15 protein-coding genes and 1 riboswitch are annotated in these 18,389 nt (G+C 77.6%); of the genes, 9 read left to right on the forward strand and 6 right to left on the reverse strand.

From position 1 onward, the window contains the following. Positions 1-23: 23 nt before the first annotated feature. Positions 24-416, forward strand: coding sequence for a hypothetical protein (locus tag AC2TDM_RS13750; RefSeq protein ID WP_484635000.1), 393 nt, complete (start codon positions 24-26; stop codon positions 414-416). Then, the gene (locus AC2TDM_RS13755) at positions 409-957 is read left to right on the forward strand and encodes an MOSC domain-containing protein (RefSeq protein WP_484635001.1); all 549 of its coding nucleotides are present in this window, start codon (positions 409-411) and stop codon (positions 955-957) included. Before AC2TDM_RS13750 ends, AC2TDM_RS13755 begins: the two co-directional genes overlap by 8 nt. A gap of 68 nt (positions 958-1,025) precedes the next feature. Here AC2TDM_RS13755 and AC2TDM_RS13760 read toward each other — a convergent pair whose 3' ends face one another. Further along, positions 1,026-2,168 (reverse strand): hypothetical protein, encoded by a 1,143-nt coding sequence (locus tag AC2TDM_RS13760; protein WP_139224333.1) that lies wholly within the window; start codon positions 2,166-2,168, stop codon positions 1,026-1,028. 319 nt (positions 2,169-2,487) lie between these two features. On the opposite strand from AC2TDM_RS13760, the gene AC2TDM_RS13765 reads away from it, so the two are divergent. The 5 genes from AC2TDM_RS13765 to AC2TDM_RS13785 all read left to right on the forward strand — a co-directional run bounded on the left by AC2TDM_RS13765 (position 2,488) and on the right by AC2TDM_RS13785 (position 7,328). Beyond that, on the forward strand, positions 2,488-3,111 hold the full coding sequence (locus tag AC2TDM_RS13765; protein WP_090031578.1) for a dihydrofolate reductase family protein: 624 nt from the start codon (positions 2,488-2,490) through the stop codon (positions 3,109-3,111). Between the two features lie 111 nt (positions 3,112-3,222). Further along, positions 3,223-3,328: riboswitch (TPP riboswitch) on the forward strand. 49 nt (positions 3,329-3,377) lie between these two features. Further along, positions 3,378-4,148 (forward strand): YkoF family thiamine/hydroxymethylpyrimidine-binding protein, encoded by a 771-nt coding sequence (locus AC2TDM_RS13770; RefSeq protein WP_484635002.1) that lies wholly within the window; start codon positions 3,378-3,380, stop codon positions 4,146-4,148. Further along, positions 4,145-4,768 (forward strand): ECF transporter S component, encoded by a 624-nt coding sequence (locus AC2TDM_RS13775; RefSeq protein ID WP_090031581.1) that lies wholly within the window; start codon positions 4,145-4,147, stop codon positions 4,766-4,768. The genes AC2TDM_RS13770 and AC2TDM_RS13775 overlap by 4 nt, the downstream gene beginning before the upstream one ends. After that, positions 4,765-6,480 (forward strand): ATP-binding cassette domain-containing protein, encoded by a 1,716-nt coding sequence (locus AC2TDM_RS13780; protein WP_484635003.1) that lies wholly within the window; start codon positions 4,765-4,767, stop codon positions 6,478-6,480. The genes AC2TDM_RS13775 and AC2TDM_RS13780 overlap by 4 nt, the downstream gene beginning before the upstream one ends. Beyond that, positions 6,477-7,328, forward strand: a complete 852-nt coding sequence (locus AC2TDM_RS13785; RefSeq protein WP_484635004.1) for an energy-coupling factor transporter transmembrane component T family protein — start codon at positions 6,477-6,479, stop codon at positions 7,326-7,328. Before AC2TDM_RS13780 ends, AC2TDM_RS13785 begins: the two co-directional genes overlap by 4 nt. 36 nt (positions 7,329-7,364) lie before the next feature. On the opposite strand, the gene AC2TDM_RS13790 is transcribed toward AC2TDM_RS13785, so the two are convergent. Both AC2TDM_RS13790 and AC2TDM_RS13795 read right to left on the reverse strand, forming a co-directional pair. Further along, entirely contained in the window at positions 7,365-9,182 is a 1,818-nt protein-coding gene (locus AC2TDM_RS13790; RefSeq protein ID WP_484635005.1) for an ABC transporter ATP-binding protein, read from the reverse strand. Then, the gene (locus AC2TDM_RS13795) at positions 9,175-9,390 is read right to left on the reverse strand and encodes a hypothetical protein (RefSeq protein ID WP_484635006.1); all 216 of its coding nucleotides are present in this window, start codon (positions 9,388-9,390) and stop codon (positions 9,175-9,177) included. The genes AC2TDM_RS13790 and AC2TDM_RS13795 overlap by 8 nt, the downstream gene beginning before the upstream one ends. A 137-nt stretch (positions 9,391-9,527) precedes the next feature. Here AC2TDM_RS13795 and AC2TDM_RS13800 point away from each other — a divergent pair, with 137 nt between their 5' ends. Then, complete coding sequence (locus tag AC2TDM_RS13800) at positions 9,528-9,941, forward strand: CoA-binding protein (protein ID WP_484635007.1); 414 nt, start codon at positions 9,528-9,530, stop codon at positions 9,939-9,941. A gap of 278 nt (positions 9,942-10,219) precedes the next feature. On the opposite strand, the gene AC2TDM_RS13805 is transcribed toward AC2TDM_RS13800, so the two are convergent. Genes AC2TDM_RS13805 through AC2TDM_RS13815 form a run of 3 tightly spaced genes read right to left on the reverse strand, consistent with a single transcriptional unit; the run spans position 10,220 to position 17,347 of the window. Beyond that, the gene (locus tag AC2TDM_RS13805; RefSeq protein WP_484635008.1) at positions 10,220-11,542 is read right to left on the reverse strand and encodes a cellulase-like family protein; all 1,323 of its coding nucleotides are present in this window, start codon (positions 11,540-11,542) and stop codon (positions 10,220-10,222) included. Between the two features lie 8 nt (positions 11,543-11,550). Beyond that, the gene (locus tag AC2TDM_RS13810) at positions 11,551-13,944 is read right to left on the reverse strand and encodes a beta-galactosidase (RefSeq protein WP_484635009.1); all 2,394 of its coding nucleotides are present in this window, start codon (positions 13,942-13,944) and stop codon (positions 11,551-11,553) included. After that, a complete protein-coding gene (locus tag AC2TDM_RS13815; RefSeq protein WP_484635010.1) occupies positions 13,934-17,347 on the reverse strand; it encodes a DUF5107 domain-containing protein in 3,414 nt (1,137 codons plus the stop codon). The genes AC2TDM_RS13810 and AC2TDM_RS13815 overlap by 11 nt, the downstream gene beginning before the upstream one ends. 56 nt (positions 17,348-17,403) lie before the next feature. On the opposite strand from AC2TDM_RS13815, the gene AC2TDM_RS13820 reads away from it, so the two are divergent. Continuing rightward, on the forward strand, positions 17,404-18,333 hold the full coding sequence (locus AC2TDM_RS13820; protein WP_484635011.1) for an AraC family transcriptional regulator: 930 nt from the start codon (positions 17,404-17,406) through the stop codon (positions 18,331-18,333). The last annotated feature ends 56 nt before the right edge of the window (positions 18,334-18,389 follow it).

Consider the following 18,389-nt stretch of genomic DNA (forward strand, 5'->3'; position numbering starts at 1 on the left):
CGCGCGCCTCCTATGCTCGCCGCGTGGGCGAGGACTGGGTGGAGCACCGACGCACCGGCGACCGCGAGCTGCTCGGGTGGATCCGGCCCGAGGGCGACGAGGTCGTCGCCGTCGACCGGCTCGGCCGCGACCTCACCGCCCCCACGGGCTGGTCCGAGGCCGAGGAGGCCCTGGACGCCCGCGGGCTGGGGTGGCTCGCGGGGGTCTGGGAGCTCCGGCGCGACGACGGCCGCGTCGAGCGCGTGCGTCTGACCGAGGTGGGCAGCGACCGCGTCGTGGTCTCCACGGACGACCACGGCGCGGTCGACGTGCCGACGCGCCGCACCGTCCTGCCCCTCCCGGCGCCGCCGTCCCTGCGTCCCTTCACCGGCGACGCCCACGTCGTGGACGCGCTCGGCCGGCACGCCCATGACTGAGCGCGCGACCGTCGTCGCCGTCAGCCGGTCCGCCCGGCACGGCTTCAGCAAGCCCACGACGGGCAGCATCGACCTCGTCGAGGGCTGGGGCGTCGAGGGCGACGCGCACGCCGGCGTGACGGTCCAGCACCGGCACGACAAGCGTTACCACCCCGAGCGCCCCAACCTCCGCCAGGTGCACCTCCTGGCCCAGGAGCTGCTCGCCGAGGTCGCCGCCGAGCGCTGGGCCGTCGACCCGGGCGGGCTCGGCGAGAACGTGACCACCCGCGGCGTCGACCTCCTGGCCCTGCCCACGGGCACGGTGCTGCACCTCGGCGGCACGGCGGCGGTCCGGCTGACCGGTCTGCGGTCCCCCTGCCGGCAGATCGACGGCCTCGCGCCCGGCCTCATGGCGCGCCTCGTCGGACGCGACGCGGACGGGGGCGTGGTCCGCCGCGCCGGTGTGATGGCGGTGGTCGTCGCCGGCGGCCCCGTGCAGGCGGACGACACGATCGTCGTCGAGCGCCCGCCCGGGACCCCCGTGCCGCTCGGACCCGTCTGACAGCCGCGCCCGCCGCCCGACGAGCGCGACGCCGCGACGAGCGGGGTCCCCGACGAGCGCGGCGGCCCTCAGCCCCCCGCCGCCGCCTGCACCGGGTCGAGCTGCACCTGCAACGCCGTGAGGTCCGCGGCCAGCGCCTCGACGCGCGCCCGCTCGGCCGCCGTCGCCGCCTCCGCCGCCTCCAGGGCCGCGAGGCGCGGCGGCAGCGCGGCGTCGTCGCGTGCGAGCAGATCCGCCGCGGTGGCGAGCGTGTCCTCGGCCGGCGCCATCGGCAGCTCCGTGCCGTCCCACCACGTCCAGGACAGCAGCAGCCCGTCCCGCTCGGCCGCTCCCATCGCCGCCACCTCCGCGGACTTCGCGGTCCAGGCCTCGCGGTACACGTCGCGCGACGCCGCGTCCCGCTCGTACAGCGCCCGCGCCTGCGCGTCCGCGCCCTCCCGTGCGACGAGGGCGTCCGACGCCGAGCGGATCTCCGCGGCCGTCGCGTCCAACGCCCCGCGCCACGCCGCGTGCACCCCGACGAGCGCGGCCCGGTCCTCGACGAACCGCCCCCAGGCCGCCTCGAGCGCGGGGTCGAGGCCGCCCTCGCGCCACGCCTGCATGCCGAGGTAGGCGAACAGCTCCGTCGGCCGGCTCTCGGGACGGTCCCCGACCGAGCCGGCGAGCTGCGCGTGCAGGCGGTCCTCCGCCGGCACGGCGGCGAGCGCCGCCTCCAGCAGCGGCACCAGGCGCGCACGCTCCTCGTCGCCGAGCCGTTCCCAGCCCGCGTGCAGCGTCTCGTGGGCAGCGGTCTCGACGACGGACCCCCGCAGCCGCTCGTCCGCCGGCCGGTACAGCACGATCGAGTCCTGCGCGCCGCGCTGGTAGCAGCCGACCGCCACCCCGCTCGGGGCCCCGGGATCCGCGCCCGGATCCGTCCCGGTGCCGTCGCTGCGCCGCCCGACGAAGGTCGCCGCGTCCAGCAGCTCCGGTCGCGCGGCGACGAACAGCTCGCGCCCCTCGGTCGACAGGTGCGCCTCGTCGGCCAGCGCCGCGACCTCCGCGGAGGGCGCGGGGACCGCGACGGCCCCCGTCGGCACCAGGTCCTCGACGAGGTCCCGCACCGCGCCCGACGGCAGCGCCTGGACGAGCCCGTCCGTGCCGGCGCCACCCGCGCCGGTGAGCCACACCGCCGCCCCCAGCGCCCCCGCGGCGACGACGAGTCCCGCCATCGCGCCCGCCCCGCGACGCCGACGAGGCCGCCCGGGACCACCCGTGGCCGCGCCTGTGACGGGGTCTGCCGACCACACGTCGGCGCCCGTCGTGGGCGGGGACGACGGGTGGGGCGGCAGCACGGTCACCATCAGATCATCGGCCGGGTGCCGGAGGGTGTGACCGCAGCGGGTGAAGCCTGGCGCGGGACCACCCGTCCGCGCGCTGCGACGCGGGCCCACGAGCCCCACCGACGGCCGATGACTCCGGGCCCGTCTCCGGGTCTGCACCCCTGAAGCACCCGCACCCGGCGGACGCGACCGTCCGAGGAGGACCTGCGTGGCCACGATCGTCAGCACCCTGTTCAGCGCCCTCGACGGGGTCGTCGAGATCGACCCCGCCTGGCACTTCCCCTACTTCGACGACCGCATGGGCGCGGCGGTCGGCGAGGACTACGAGGACGTCGACGTCCTGCTCCTCGGCCGCGTCACCTACGACAGCTTCGCCGGCGCCTGGCCGGAACGGGAGGCCGCCGGCGGTGAGGACGCGGGGTTCGCCACCCAGCTCGGCGACACCCGGAAGGTCGTGGCGACCCGCGGCAGCGGCGACCTCGGCTGGCGCAACGTCGAGGCCGCCCCCGACGTCGTCGCCGCGGCCCGCGCGCTCAAGGACGACCCCGCGGTCGGCAAGGTCCTCGTCCCCGGGTCGATCTCCGTGGTCCGGCAGCTGCTCGCCGCCGGCCTGCTCGACGAGCTGCGCCTGCTCGTCCACCCCGTCGCCGCACGGCACGGTGAGCGCCTGTTCGACGAGGGCGAGGACATCCAGCCGCTCCGCCTGCTGCGGTCCGACGTCTTCCCCACCGGCGTCGTCCGTCTCTGCTACGCCCCCGCGGAGCTCCCCGGCGCGCAGGCCTACGAGGACGTGACCGACAAGGTGCCGGGCGCCGGCGACGACCCCCGCTGACGGGTCACGACCGCCCCACGGGGCGCCAGGGAGGAGCGGCAGTCCGCCGGGTCTGCCGCTCTGCTCACGAGCACCGGGGCGTGCGTTCGGCGGTGGCGATCCGCTACGGTCGGCGCACCCCCGGGGAGCGCTGAGGAGCGCTGAGAGTGCGGACGGTCCGCAGACCCGTGAACCTGATCCGGTTCGTACCGGCGTAGGGAGCAGGGCACCACCTCGACGCGCGTCGAGGTGGTCTCGACGTACCCACGGGCCCGAAGGGGACCGCCATGAGCACCACCACGACCGAGCGCCGGCCCGTGCCGGACGCCACGGGCGCGACCAGCACGACCACCGGCACCGCCAGCACCGACGCCACCCCGCAGACCCTCGGCATCGGGATGCGGTTCAGCCTGCACCCGCACACCGACCGGTTCGTCGAGGTCATCCTTGGCGCGCTCGACGACGCGGCCGCCGCCGGCCTCACCGACGGTCTCGTCCTGGAGACCGACGATGTCAGCACCTACGTCGGCGCCCGCGAGACGCCCGCCGAGGAGCGCCTCGTCGCCTACCTCGCCGGCATCCTCACCGCCGCTCACCGGCGCACCGGCGGCGGGCACGTCGTCGCGCACGCGCTGCTCTCTCGCGGCTGCCCCGGCGAGGTGACGTGCGACCTGACGGTCACCGGCCTGCCCACCACGCCGCCCGTGCGGCTCGCCCCGACCGGAGTGCCCGCCGTCGCGCAGTGGTCGCTCTACCCGCTGCTCGACGAGGGCGGCGTCCACAGCGGCAGCGCCGACGGACCCGTCGGCGACCACATGGTCCACATCGAGGCCGCCATCGCCGCCGCCCGCGACCGCGGCACCGCGACCGGGGCGGCGCACTACGCCACCCGCCTCTCGGGCGACCTCGCCGACGTCCTCGCCACCGCCGCCGACGCGTGGGCGCAGGTCGGCGCGCACGTCCCGCACGTCGTCACGCACCTCACGGTCTCCCTCGGCTCGCCGACGACGACCGCCGCCAGCACGACGGCCACCACCACGACGGGGGCCGACCGGTGACCGCCACCTCCGCCCCCACCCCGACCGGCGCCCGCCGCGGGTCCTGGTCGCTGCGCGAGCTCGTGCTCGTCGTCGTCCTCGGCGTCGTCTTCGGGTTCGCCTACTGGGCGCTCGTCCAGGGCTGGAACGGCCTGAGCATCGCCATGGGCCCGGCCGGCGACCTCGCGCAGCACCTGCTGCTCGGCGGCTGGCTGCTCGCGGCGCCGCTCGCCGTGGCGATCGTGCGGCGGCCCGGTGCCGGCGTCCTGGCCGAGGTGCTCGCCTCCGTCGTCGAGGTCGTCTTCCTCGGCTCGCCGGTCGGGCCGCTGCTCGTCGTGTCCGCGCTGCTGCAGGGCGTGGGCAGCGAGCTGCCGTTCGCGCTCACCCGCTACCGGCGGTTCGGCTGGGCCACCTTCGCGCTGTCGGGGCTGTGCGGCGCCGGGCTCGTGTTCTTCTTCTCGGCCTTCCGCGCCGGATGGTACGGGCAGGACCTGCTGCTCCTGCGGTTCGGCCTGCAGGTGGCCAGCGGCCTCGTGCTCGGCGGGCTGCTGGCCAAGGTGCTCGTCGACGCGCTCGCCCGCACCGGCGTCGTCGACAACTACGCCATCGGCCGGGACGCCCTGCGCCCCGGCGGCCGGTGAGCACGCCCGCGCTCGCGCTCGACGACGTCACGGTCCGGTTCGCACGCCGGCCCCGGCCCGCCCTGCAGGGGGTCGGCGTGCGGCTGGACCCCGGCGAGCACCTCGTCGTCCTCGGCCCGTCCGGGTCGGGCAAGTCGACGCTGCTCGGCGTGCTCACCGGCGCCGTCCCGCACGCCGTGCACGCCGAGCTCACGGGGCAGGTGGCCCTGGCCGGCGGGGCGACGGCGGCGACGGGCGTCGTCGAGCGCTCCCGTCACCTCGGCGTCGTCGCGCAGGACCCGGCCGCGGCGGTCTGCCTGCCGTCGGTCGAGGCCGAGCTCGCGCTGCCGCTGGAGAACCGGGCGGTCCCGCCCGCCGCGATCGGCCCGCGCGTGGCAGCGGCGCTCGCGCGGGCCGGCGTGGCGCACCTGCAGGACCGGGCGACGACGACGCTCTCCGGCGGGGAGCTGCAGCGCGTGGCGCTCGCCGCGGCGCTCGTCACCGACCCCGCGCTGCTCCTGCTCGACGAGCCGACGTCGATGCTCGACCCCGCCGCCCTCGCCGCCGTGCGCGGGGCGGTCCGGTCGGGCGCCGGCACGGGGGACGCCGCCCGGCCCGGCCCGGCCGTCGTCCTCGTCGAGCACCGGCTCGACGAGTGGGCCGGGCCCGAGGGCGTCGCGGGCCTGCCCGCCCGTGCCCTCGCGCTCGACGCCGGCGGCCGCGTCCTGGCCGACGGCCCGACCGCCACCGTCCTGCACGCCCACGCCGCGGAGCTGCACGCCGCCGGCTGCTGGCTGCCGCTCGAGGCGGAGCTGCTGGCCGTCACGGGCCACGCCGGCGGGCTGGGCAACCCCGCGGTCCAGGCCTGGCTCACCGCCGCGCCCGGCTCCGCGGCCCCTCACGGACGTCGGGGCTCCGGCGACGAGGTGCTCGTCGCCCGCGGTCTGGCCGTCGGTCGCGGCAACCCCAGGCGCCGCCGCCCGTGGCGCCACCGCCGCAAGGCCCCCGCCGGACCCTCGGGCCCCCCGCCCGGTGCCGTCCTCACCGACGTCGACCTCGTGCTGCGCCGCGGCGAGGTCGTCGCGGTCCTCGGCGCCAACGGCGTCGGCAAGTCGACGCTGCTCCTCACGCTCGCGGGCCTGCTGCCCCCGCTGGCCGGGACCCTCGACGCGGCGCCCGCGGGCCTCGTCCCGCAGGACCCCGAGCACGGGTTCGTCGCGCACACCGTCACACGCGAGCTCGCGCACGGCCTCCCGCCGGACCGCGCCGCGGTCGCCGTCCCCGAGCGCCTGCGGCGGCACCGGCTCGAGCACCTCGCCGACGCTGACCCGTTCCGCCTGTCCGGCGGCGAGAAGCGGCGCCTGGCCCTGGCCGCGATGCTCGCGCACGGGCGTCCGCTGCTCCTGGCCGACGAGCCCACCCTCGGCCTCGACCACCGCGACACCACCGCGACGCTGACCACCCTGCGCGCCGCGGCCGACGAGGGCACCGCCGTCGTGCTGACCAGCCACGACCTGCGCAGCGTCGTCGCCGTCGCCGACCGGGTGCTCGTCCTGGCCGACGGGCGCCTCCTGGCCGACGGCCCCACCGCCGCCGTGCTGCGCGACCGGTCCGTGCTCGCGCGCGCCGGCCTCGCGCTGCCGCCGCTCGTCGCCTGGCTGCTGGCGCACACCACGGACGGCGAGACCCCCGCCCGCACCCTGCGCCGCCTCGACGGGGAGCACCACGCATGACCGCGACCACCGTGCCGGCCGTGGACGGGACGGGCACCGGGGCCGCGACCGCCCCCTGGCGGCGCGACGTCACGCCGTCCGCGCTCGCGCGCCGCAACCCGACCGTCAAGCTCGCCCTGCTCACGGTCGTGTCGGCCGCGGTGCTCCTGGTGCTCGACCCGGTGACGCCGCTCGTGCTCTACGCGCTCGCGCTGGTGGGCGTCGCGGCGGCCGCACGCGTGCCGGCGCGCACGCTCCTCGTCGCGCACGGGCCGCTGCTGGCGTTCGCGGGCGGCGTGCTCGTCGTCAACGCGGTCTCGCGGCCGGGGCCGGTCGTCTGGTCCGGGCCCGGGCTCGAGGTGACGGCGCCCGGGCTGTCGGTGGGCACCGCCCTGGCCGCGCGGTCCCTGCTCATCGGCGTGCTGGCGCTGGGCTTCGTCCGGTCGACCGATGGCCCGACCCTGCTGGCCAGCCTCCAGGCCGACGCGCGCCTGCCCGCGCGCCCGGCGCACGCCCTCCTGGCCGGCTACCGGCTGCTGGAGGAGATGCCCCGCACGTGGGCCCAGGTCCGCCACGCGCACGCCGTGCGCGCTCCGCGCCGCCGCGACGGGCGGCCCGCGCTGGGCGTGCGCGCGCACGGCCGGATGGTGTTCGGGCTGCTCGTGTCGTCCCTGCGCACCGGCGAGCGGCTGGCCGCCACCCTCGAGCAGCGCGGGCTGGGGCTCGGTCCGCGGACCGTGTGGCGACCCGTCCGGCGCGACCGCGGCGACGTCGTGCTGGCGCTCGTCGTCCTCGGCACGCTGGCCGCCGTCCTGCTGGTCAGCGCTCGGCTGGGGCTGCTCGCCGGGCCCGGCGCCCTCACGGGCTGACCCCGGCCGGCCGGCGTGGCCCGCCGACAGGGCCGCTCAGACCAGCAGCTGGTGCTCCGCCAGCTCGCGGTAGAGCGGGCTGGTGCCCAGCAGCTCGGCGTGCGTGCCCGTGGCGACGACGCGGCCGGCCTCCATGACGACGATCTGGTCGGCGTCGGCGACCGTCGCCAGGCGGTGGGCGACGATGAGGACCGTGCGCTGCTCGGCGGCGGACCGGATGGCCTCGCGCATCGCCTGCTCGTTGCGGCCGTCGAGGCTGGCGGTCGGCTCGTCGAGCAGGAGCAGCGGTGCGCCGCCGATGAGGGCCCGCGCGATGGCCAGCCGCTGACGCTCCCCGCCCGACAGGCCGACGCCGTCGTCGCCGAGCACGGCGTCCAGGCCAGCCGGGTGCTGGTCGACGCGGTCGAGCAGGTTCACCGCGTCCAGGGCACGCCGGCACGCCGCGTCGTCGGCGCCGGGGGCCGCGAGCAGCAGGTTGTCGCGGATGCTGCCCGCGAGCGCCGGGGCGTCCTGCTCGACGTACCCGATCCGGCTGCGCAGCACCGCGCGCGGCAGGGCCCGCACGTCCGCACCCTCGAACCGGATGACGCCGGCGTCGGGCTCGTAGAAGCGCTCGAGCAGCGCCAGCAGCGTCGTCTTGCCGGCGCCCGACGGCCCGACGACCGCCGTGGTCGACCCCCGCGGCACCGTGAGGGTGACGTCCCGCAGCACGGGCTCGTCGCCGTAGGAGAAGGAGACGCCGGCGAGCTCCACGGCCGGCGCGTGCACGGTCGCCACCGGCGCGCGGACGCCGTCCAGGTCGCCCTCGTCGTCGTCCTCCGACGGGAGCGCGAGCACCTCCTGGATGCGCGCCAGCGCCCCGAGGGCGGAGCGGACCGTGACCACTGCGCTGAAGCCCTGCCCGAGCGGCATGAGCATCATGAACAGGAACAGGATGAACGTCACCAGGTCCGCGACGGTCAGCGTCCCCGCCGCGACCCGGTACCCGCCGACCCCGAGCACCGCCAGGAACGCGCCCTGCACGGCCAGCCCGCTGACCGGCCAGAGGATCGCGCCGATCCGCGCGACGCGGACGCCCAGCACGTAGGCCGCCTGCGCGTCCTCCTCGAGGCGCCGGCCCTCGCGCTGGGTGGCACCCGAGGCGCGGACGGTCCGGACGCCGGACAGCGCCCGCTCGACGCCCGCCGCGACGCGGCCCACCGCCTCCTGGGACTGCTTCGTCAACGTCTGGATGCGTCCGCTGGCGACGACGACCGCCGCCACCGCGACGAGGATGACGCCGAGCGTGATGCCGAGCAGCACCAGGTCGAGCAGCGCCATCGCCACGATCGCGCCGACGAAGACGATGGACCCGCCCAGCGCGTCGACGAGCCCGCCCGTCAGCGCCGAGCGCACGAGCGTGGTGTCCGACCCGACGCGGGAGACGAGGTCGCCGGTCCGCCGCACGTCGTACTCGCGCACGGGCAGCCGCAGGAGCTTGGCCAGCAGCCGTCGCCGCGCGCCGAGCACCACGCCCTCGGCCGTCCGCTCCAGCAGGTACTGCTGCACGGCCCCGACGAGCCCCGCGGCGACGACGAGCGCGACGAGCAGCCCCACCGCCGACCGGTCGAGCGCCCCCGAGCCGACGCTGCCGATGACCCGGTTGACCATGAGCGGCTGCGCGAGGCTCAGCCCGGCGCCGACGAACGACACCACGACGACGACGCCGAGCACGGCCCGGTGCTCGCCGAGGTAGGACAGCAGGTCCCGCAGCCGGGCCGGCGGCGTGGTGTCGGGCGCGGGCGACGAGGCGGCCGTCGGCGACGAGACCGACGCCTGCGAGGACGCCGACGCAGCGGCCGGCGCCTCAGCCACGGCCGAACCTCGATCCCCCGTAGCGCTTGTGCACGGCCTGCCGTGTGACGCCCAGGGCCGCGGCGATCTGCTCCCACGTCGCCCCGCCGACGCGCGCCCGTCGCACGACCGTCGCCTCCGTGCGGTGCACCTCGCGCTGCAGCTCGGCCACGGCGGCCAGGGCCCGCAGCGGGTCCTCGTCGCCGGCCTGCGCCACGAGTGCGCTCATGGTGTCCACCCCCATCGTCGCCTCCTCCGCTCGTCGTCAACGTAGGTTGCCGGAGGGCGGCTGTCAACGGTGGTTGACCGCTGCACCCGTAGCGCACCCGCCTTGCCCTCCCGCCCCGAGCGCGGTGAGGTGGCCCCATGACCGACGACGACCTGGTCCAGCGCCTGCTCACCACGCCCGGTCGGTGGGCCGTCGTCGGGCTGGGCGACAACCCCTCCCGGCCGGCGTACGGCGTCGCCCGGTACCTGCAGGAGCTGGGCCACGAGATCGTCCCGGTGCACCCGCGGGCAGAGACCGTGCACGGCGCGCAGGGCTACCCGACGCTGGCGGACGTACCGGGACGGATCGACGTCGTCGACGTCTTCGTCGCGAACGAGCGGGTGGGCGGCGTGGTGGACGCCGCGATCGAGGTCGGCGCACCGGCCGTGTGGCTGCAGCTCGACGTGCACGACGCGGAGGCCGAGGAGCGCGCCCGCGCGGCCGGCCTCGACCTCGTCACCGACCGCTGCCCGGCAATCGAGGGCCGCCGCCTGGGCCTGCCGCGCGCCTGACACCCACCGGTCGGCGCGCGGCGGGCCCGCTTCTGCCAGCCGTCGGCGTCCGCCTCGACGTCCTGATGTCGTCCTCGCCCATGCAGGAGGCGGATCGCGTCGCTCACGGCGCCCACCTGCCGGGTCCCCGCCGAGGTACCACGACACGCCGTCAGCACAGCCTCCGGTGCGGTATCTCGACGTAGCGCCGCGACCGAGGTCGCGCCCGCGACTGCTCGGAACCAATCGACGGCGGCCCGTCCCGCCACAGCAGGCCGCCACCCGCCGTGGGGAGGACGTCACTCCCGACGGCCCCCCAGCAGCACTGCCGTGCACTCCCGCTGCAGCTTCGCGTCGGCCCACATGGCGTGGTGCGGGGCCGCGTTGGAGCACACCACCGACCCCCAGGCCCCGACGCGGTCCGCGAGCGCGACGGCATCGCGGCACAGCTCCGCGCCGACCGGCCCCTCCTCGAACCGGCAGTCGCGCGGCGTGTAGCCGACCCAGCCCTCCCCCAGCACCAGCGGCACGCCGAGCCGGGCGGCGTGGTCCGCGGCGACGCCGATCCACTCGCGCAGCCGCTGCGCCATCGCCAGCCGGTGGGCGCCGTACCGCTCGTGGAGCCAGCGGTCGACGGCCTCCGGGTCGCACCAGTCGTGCACGTAGACCTCCGCGTGCCCGACGATCGACGCCTGCCGCTTCCACTCCTCGTCGGCGGGCGGCCGCCAGTCCGCCAGCCGGGGCGCCCCCGGACGCAGCAGCTCGGCGTCCGCGCGCGCCTGCGGGAAGTCCGCGGGGTCGCCGCGCAGCGCGAACTCGGCCACGAGGTCGTCGAGCACGCCGTAGACGTACGGGTGCACGACGAGCGCGGTCGCGTTGCGCGGGATCCCCCGCATCGCGGTGACCGGCACGGCCGCGTAGTTCGGCCCGCACAGCACGTCCGGGTGCCGGGCGGCGAACGCGGCGATGCCCTCCTCGTGGCGCTCGCGCAGCTCGACGACGGGGTCCTCGAGCCCCGGCAGCCCGGCCGTCAGGTGCCCGGCCTGGACCTCGTTGTGCAGCTCGACGAGAGCCAGCGTATGACCGAGCCCCTCCGCCACGAGCAGGTCGACGAGGTCGGCCATCGCCTCCCCCAGCTCGACGAGCCGCCGCTCTGGCGGGACGGCCTGCAGCGCGTCGTGCCACGCGCGGTCGGCCGCGAAGGCCGGGCTCTGCTGGTACTCCCACGACGAGGCGAGGACCACCATCCCGTGCCGGTCGGCCGCCCGGAAGAACGCCAGGAGGTGCGCGCGGACGTCGAGCGTCGTGGGCGCGGCCACGTCGTACCAGCGCACCCGGCCCGCGTAGCCCCCGCCGATCGGCCCCAGCCGCAGCGCGGACGTGTCGAGCCCGGAGCGGAACAGCAGGAACGGCATCGCGCAGATGCGCACGGCGTTGTAGCCGAGCTCCCGGGCGCGGGCGAAGGCGGCGTCGAGGTCCTCGAACGGCTCGCCCGGTCCCGTGCGCACGTACCAGGAGAAGTCCCACAGCGTGATCGCCAGCCGCGGCGGCAGGTGGGCGGGCACGCCGGGCGGGTGCGCGACGAGCCCGTGGCCGCGGCTGTCGTCACCCGTCGTCACCATCGTCGGCCTCATACGTCCGTCCCCTCGTCGTCACGGCCGTCTCCCACCTCGAGCACCACGCGGGCCACCCGCACGACGTCGACGCTCTCGACGTGCACCCCGTCCGGCACGTCCCGGACCGACCGGTGCACCCACACGCCGGTGGTGCGGCGCCACGGCAGGAGCTCCAGCGTGACCCCGCGCGCGGCGACGGCCTCCCGGTGCGGCGTGAGGTCGACGTCCCACGGGCGACCGTGCCAGAAGTGGTCGCCCACGACCTCGTCGTCGACGAGCGCCCGGCCGACGTCCCCGGTCCAGGCAACCCGCAGCAGGGCGCGGTCGACGCCGTCGAGCGCCTCCGGCGGGAGGGTGAGCGGCAGGCGCGCCGCGCCGGACAGGTCCTCCGGCGCCGCGAGGCGACCGGCGGGCCCGCCGCGGCGCGGCGCGGGTGCGGTGGCGTGCGGGTGCAGGTCCGCGGCGACCGGGCGGGTCCCGGCGGCGTCGGTCCGCAGGCGCCACGTCGTCCACGGCCCGTCCGTCGTCGGCTCGTCGAGGACCGCGACATCGCCTCCCGCGACCGCGAGCCCGCCCGGCGCCGGCAGGACCGCCAGACGCACCTCCGGCTCGGACGTGTGCACGACGAGCCGCCCGTCCTCGACCCGCACCGGCGCGTCGGCGAGGACCAGCCGCTCGCGACCCGCCAGGGGCAGCCGGTACAGCCCGTTCGCGGCGGTCTCGTCGAGCACGAGGACGCGGACCCCGGGCAGGCAGAGCAGCGTCCCGGTGCCGCCGGCGGGCAGCGGAGCGGTCCCGGGCTGCCGCACGCGCACGACCGTCACGCCGTCGCCGCGTTCGACGACAAGGCCCTCGTCGCCCGTCGCGGGCACCGGCCCGCGGGGGTCCACCCGCACGTCGCCCTCGAGGACGAGCTCGACCGGCACCCCCGCCACGGCGACGAGCACGACGAGCGGCCCCTCGTCGTCGACGAGGCGGGTGAGGAGCTCGGCGGTGGCCGACCGCAGGACGAGGTCGTCGGTGAGCGGCAGGCGCAGGGGCCAGACCGTCGAGACGCCGGCGGGCAGGTCGACGGGCCGCGTGGGCACGACGAGGTCGTCGCCGCCCACCACCGGCACCGTGAGCCGGACCCCGGGCTGCGCCGGCAGCGGGTCGACGGCGGGCGCGTACGTCGTGAGGAACAGGTACCCGCGGCCGCCGCCGGACCGGACCGACCAGCGCAGCTCCGTCGGCTCGGTGGACCCGCCGCCGATGCGCACGCCCATCGTCGCGAGCGCCTCGCCGTCGTCGGCCAGCCACAGGTGCTGCCGCCGCAGGAGGTGGTGGTGCTCGCGGACCTGACCGTGCTCGCCGACCGGGGCGTGGAAGTCGTAGGAGCGGGTCGGCACGTCGTTGGGGTAGCCGGTGGCCTGCGACTCCTGCTCGGTGCCGTGCGGGCCGGTGCGCTGCGTCCCGCCGGCGTACAGGTAGTAGCCCTGCCAGGCCGAGCCGCTGCCGAGCTTGGCCAGCGCGAGCGCGGCGACGTCGCGCGGGGCCACGAGCGGCCGCCGGTGGTAGGCCACGTGCATCCCGCCGCCGAGCTCGCAGGTGGCGAAGGGGGTCGTCGGGGAGGTGGCGCTCGCGCCCCCCGGCGAGCCGCCGCCGGCCGGGGCCTCGTCGTCGGCCCCCGTGCCGTCCAGGGCCGCGCGGACGTCGGCACCCACGCCGAGGTCGTCGCGGACGGTGCTGTAGCGGAAGTGCACGGGCGCGAACGCCGGCTGCTCGACGTCGTCCTCCTCCCAGAAGCCGTCGACGTAGGCGCTGTACACGGGCAGCACGGTCGACGGGAGCCGCGCCCCGCCCCAGCCCGTGGCGGTCCAGAGCGGCACCCGCAGGCCGAGGTCCTCGGCAATGCGGCGCAGCTCGGCGAGGTGCTCGGGCGCGTCGTAGAGCTCGTTGTCGACCTGCGCCGCGACGACCGGGCCGCCGTCGGGATGCGTCAGGCCGCGCACCTGCGCGACGACCTCCCCGTACAGCCGGCGGACCAGCGCGAGGTACGCGGGGTCGTTGGTGCGCGTCGGGACGCCGGAGTCGACGACCCAGTCCGGGAACCCGCCGTACCGGGCCTCGCCGTGCGCCCAGGGACCGAGCCGGAGCACGACGTCGAGCCCGTGCCGGCCCGCCAGCTCGACGAACGCCCGCAGGTCCCGGTCCCCGTCCCAGCGGAACCGGCCGGGCTCGGGCTCGTGCGCCTGCCAGAGCACGTAGGTCGCGACGGAGGTGAGGCCGCCGGCGCGCGCGTGCCCGAGCACCTCGGCCCACCGCTCGCGCGGCACCCGGCAGTAGTGCACCTCCCCGGTGACGGGGAACCACGGCCGCCCGCCCCGCGTGAACCAGCCCGCGGTGACCCCGATCGCGTCACCGCCCACGGCTGCCGACCTCCTCCTCGTCGAGGGCCGACAGGGCGGCCCGCAGGGCTGCCACGCGGCGGTCGTGGGTCGTCTGCGGGTCCTCGGCGAAGAGCAGCAGCTCCGGCAGGGACGTCGCGAAGTAGTCGACGCGTGCGACCACGCCCGCCTGCGCCTGGACGTACGCGGCGAGGGCGTCGCGGCGGTGCCGGGCCTCGTCGTGGCGGTCGAGCCGACGCAGGGCCGCGATCCCCGCCGCGGAGTCGGTCGACCAGGCCTGCACGGCCATGCCCTGGAAGTCGCCCTCCTGGTCGGCGGCGGTGCGCCAGGCCGCGCGCGCCTCCTCGTCGCGGCCCGCGGCGGCCAGCGCGTCGCCGAGCAGGAGGTGCAGCTCCGCCGTCGCCGCGAGCGGGTGCCGGGCCTCCCCCAACGAGGCGACGGGCTCGAGCGCCGCACGGGCGTGCGCCACCGCCGACGACGCGTCGCCCGCCGCCAGTGCCGCACGGGCCAGCGCCGCGTGCGCGTCCTCCCACGCCGCCAGCACCCGGCCCTCGCCGCCCTCCCAGGGCTGGAACGACCGCGACGCGAGCACCGCCAGCGCGTCGGCGGCCCGGCCGGTGGCGGTCAGCAGCTCGGCGAGACCGACGGACAGGTCGTCCCGCTGCTCGACGAGGTCCGGCCGGGCCTCCAGGGCCGCGACCCGCACCGCCGGGTCGGTGCCGCGGCGCCCCTCGAGCTGGTCGGCCTCGTACAGCAGGCGCGCGTCGTCGGGCGCGGCCCGGCGTGCCCGCGCGTAGAGGTCCGCGGCGCGGTCGGCGTCGCCCTGCACCTCCTGCGCCGCCAGGGCCAGGTTGCGCAGCACGACGGGGTCGTCGCCGTCTGCGACGAGCGCGGCCTCCCACGCCGCCACCGCCTCCGGGCGGCGGCCGGCCGCGTAGAGCCGGTGCCCGTGCAGCGCGGCGAGCAGCCCGTCGGCCGGACGCGCCGCCCGCAGCCGCGTGAGCGCGTCGTCCTCCAGGTGCGACGGGAAGCACCACGTGCGGTCGAGCGCCCGGGCGGCCGCGAGCGCGGCGTCGACGGCCGCCCCGTCCCCGCGGGCCAGCGCGAGGTCCGCGCGGTGCACCCACGCGAGCGGCGCGACGTTGCGCTGCCCCGACGGCGTCGGCAGCTCCGCGGCTCGCGCCAGCACCCGCTCCGCGGCCGCGACCTCGCCGGCCGAGGCGTGCTCGAGCGCGACGTCGAGGAGGATCGTGGCGTCCGTGCAGCGGGGCGGCCCGTCCGGCCCTGCGACCCCGAGCCGATCCGCCAGGTCCCGGGCCCACGCGTCGAGCGGGTCCCGCGCGAGCGTGCCGGCGACGAGGGCGCGGGCGCGGTCCTCGTCGCCCCGCCGGAGCGCCGCCACCGCCGCCAGGTCGCGGCCCTGGACGTGCCACGGGCTGCGGTCGAGCAGCGCCGCCAGCGCCTCGTCGGCCTCCGCGTCCCGCCCCTCGGCGAGGTCGAGGCGCGCGGTCGCCACCACGGACGCGTCCGCCCACCCGGCGTCCCACGACGCCGTGCCGAACGCCGCCCGCGCCTCGGCGGTCCGCCCGAGCCGGGCGAGCACGACGCCGAGCCGGTGGTGCGCCTCTCCGTCGCGGGGGTTCGGGTTGCGGGCGGTGAGGCGGGTGACGGCGGCCCGCAGGTGGGCCTCCGCCTCGTCGAGCCGGCCGTCGCGCTGCCGCCGGGCGGCCAGGGCGGTGCGGCAGCGGGCGTCCCCGGGGTCGCGGCGCAGGGCCTCCTCCCAGTACGGCTCCGGCGAGCGCGTCGCGTGCCGGTACTGCTCGAGGTGCAGGCCCGTCAGGTACAGCTCGTCGACGGAGGCGAGGTCGGCGGGTGCCGGCGGCTCGGTCGCGGCTGCGGGGAGGTTCGCGGCGTCGAGGACCTCCGCCGGGGCGGGACGGGGACGCCACCGCACCAGCACCTCGTCGCCGTGCTCGACGAGCACCTCGCACGCGGTCGGGTCGACGCGCCCCGGCAGCACCACCTCGGCGACGAGCGGGGCGCCCGGCGCCAGGTCGCGCACGAGCGTCTCCGCCACCGCGTCGCCGTGCCGCAGCGTCACGCGCGTGCCGGGCCGCTCGCCCGTGACGACCACGCCGATCCGCACCCGCGTCGTCGCCCCGGCGGCATCGGCGTCGTCGGTCGGGCCCGGCCCGCCCGGGCCGCCCGGCCCGTCCGGCCCGTCCGGCCCGTCCGGCTCGTCCGGCTCGTCCGGCTCCAGGTCCAGCCGGACCGCCGCCTCCCGCGTCGCCTGGTGCACCGGGCCCACGTCCTGGATCGGGTACCAGTACTGCGAGAACCGCCGCACCTCCCCCGGGCGCAGGAACGAGAAGTCGGGCTGGTTGTCGGTGAAGACCCCCGCCATGAGCTCGACGTACGGGCCATTGGTGTCGGTGAGGTGCGCGTCCCAGGCCTGCCCGAAGGGCGCGTCGCCCCACGTCCACTGCTTCTTGCCCGGTGCGATGCGGTGGTCCGCCCAGTGCACGAACCCCGCGCGGCGGCCGTGGTCGTACCCGCCGAAGAAGTCGTCCTGCGTGCCCACGCACATGTACGACGTCGGGACCGGGATGTTCCGGTAGCGGTCGAGGTGGTCGCCGTCGGGGCGGTCCGGCGTCCGACGGGCCGGGTAGTCGACGCCGTAGTACCGGCCACGCGCCGCGGGGAAGGTCGTCATCGCGCGCCTGGCGTGGTCGGCCACGACCGCGACGTCCGTCGGGAAGAACGACTGGTAGTCCGGCCCGACCGCCGCCGCCCCGTTCGCCCACCACAGGAACGTCTGCACGTCCGTCGAGCGGTTGACGAGCACGACCCGCAGCTCCACCAGCGCACTGCCCGGCCGCAGCCGCACGCCGTGCATGCCCTGCATCCGCGCGAAGGGGTCGTGGTCGGAGCACCAGACCGTCACGGCCCCGTCCGACTCCTCCTCCACGACCGTCTCCGTCGGCAGGGACGTCCCGGGCCGGTGGTGCTGCGGCCAGTTGAGCTCCACCCCGCCGGAGACCCAGGGGCCCGTGAGCCCGACGAGGGCCGGCTTGATGACGTCGTTGCGGTAGAAGACGTCGTACCCGCGGGTCCGGTCGAGGAGCACGTGGATCCGCCCACCGAGCTCGGGCAGCACCATGAGGCGGACGTAGGCGTTCTCCAGGTGCACCGCGTCCCACGTCCGCGGGGCCTTGGTGCGCGACACGCTCTCGACGAACGGCAGCGGGTACACCGCCCCCGACGAGCCCTGGTACACCCGGCGGTCGAGGTAGGCCGGGTAGCGGCCGGGCTCGCCGACCGCGTAGGTGTCGATGACGACGGGCTCGCGCCAGCCCCGCACCGGCCGGTCGGCCAGGGACGGCGGGGCAGGCGGCAGGTCGATCCGGGACTCCTCGGTGAGCACGCCCCTGACGTTAGGCCCGCTGGACAGCCGTGCCGATGGGCGTTTGGCTGACACGCATGGACGAAGCGACGGTGCATCAGGCCGACGGCACCGCCCGGCGCGACGGCTTCAACGGCCAGCGCATGCTCGTCGTCCCGCGCCCGGTCGTGCGCCGGGCGCTGGCCCGGCCGGTCACGCGGCGGCTCGTCGTCACGGACGCCGGGCTGTTCCCGCACGCAGCCCGGCACGGCCGCTCGCGACCCGGGGGCGCCGCTGAGCACGTCCTGCTCGTGTGCGCGGGCGGCGCGGGCTGGGTGGAGGCGGCCGGCGCCCGGCGCGCCGTCCCACGCGGCGGCGTGGTCGTCCTGCCGGCCGGTGCGCCGCACGCGTACGGCGCCGCCGACGACGACCCCTGGACGCTCTGGTGGCTGCACGTCACGGGCCCGGACGCCGACGAGCTCGTCGCCGCGGCCGTCGGCACGGCCGTCGGTACAGCAGGCGGTACAGCCGGCGACCGGCCGCTGACCCACCTGCGCGACCCCGCGCCCGTCGCCGGCCTCGTCGCGCAGGCCCTCGACGGGCTCGACGAGGGCACCAGCGCAGGTGCCGTGCGCGCCGCCGGGGCGGCCTGGCACGCGCTGGCCCTCGTCGCCGCCACGGGCCACCGCGGCCCGGGCACCGACGCCACCACCGACCCGGTCGAGCGGGCCGTGGCGCACCTGCGGGCGACGACGCCGCGGCGGACCTCGGTGGCGGCGCTCGCGGCCCTGGTCGCCCTCAGCCCCTCGCAGCTCACGGCGCGCTTCCGCCGCGACCTCGGCGTCTCCCCGCTGCGGTACCAGACCGACCTGCGCATGGCCCGCGCGCGGGAGCTGCTCGACACGACCGACCTGCCCGTCCTCGCGGTGGCGCGCGCCACCGGCTACGAGGACGCGCTGTACTTCTCGCGCCAGTTCACGCGGACCCACGGCCAGTCGCCGACCGCGTACCGGGCGCGGCCCCGCTGACGCCGGTCGTGCCGCCGACCGGCCGGAGGTGCGGGAGGGCCGGCACCCGCACGGGT

Source organism: Cellulomonas sp. plas2 (genome assembly GCF_057221735.1).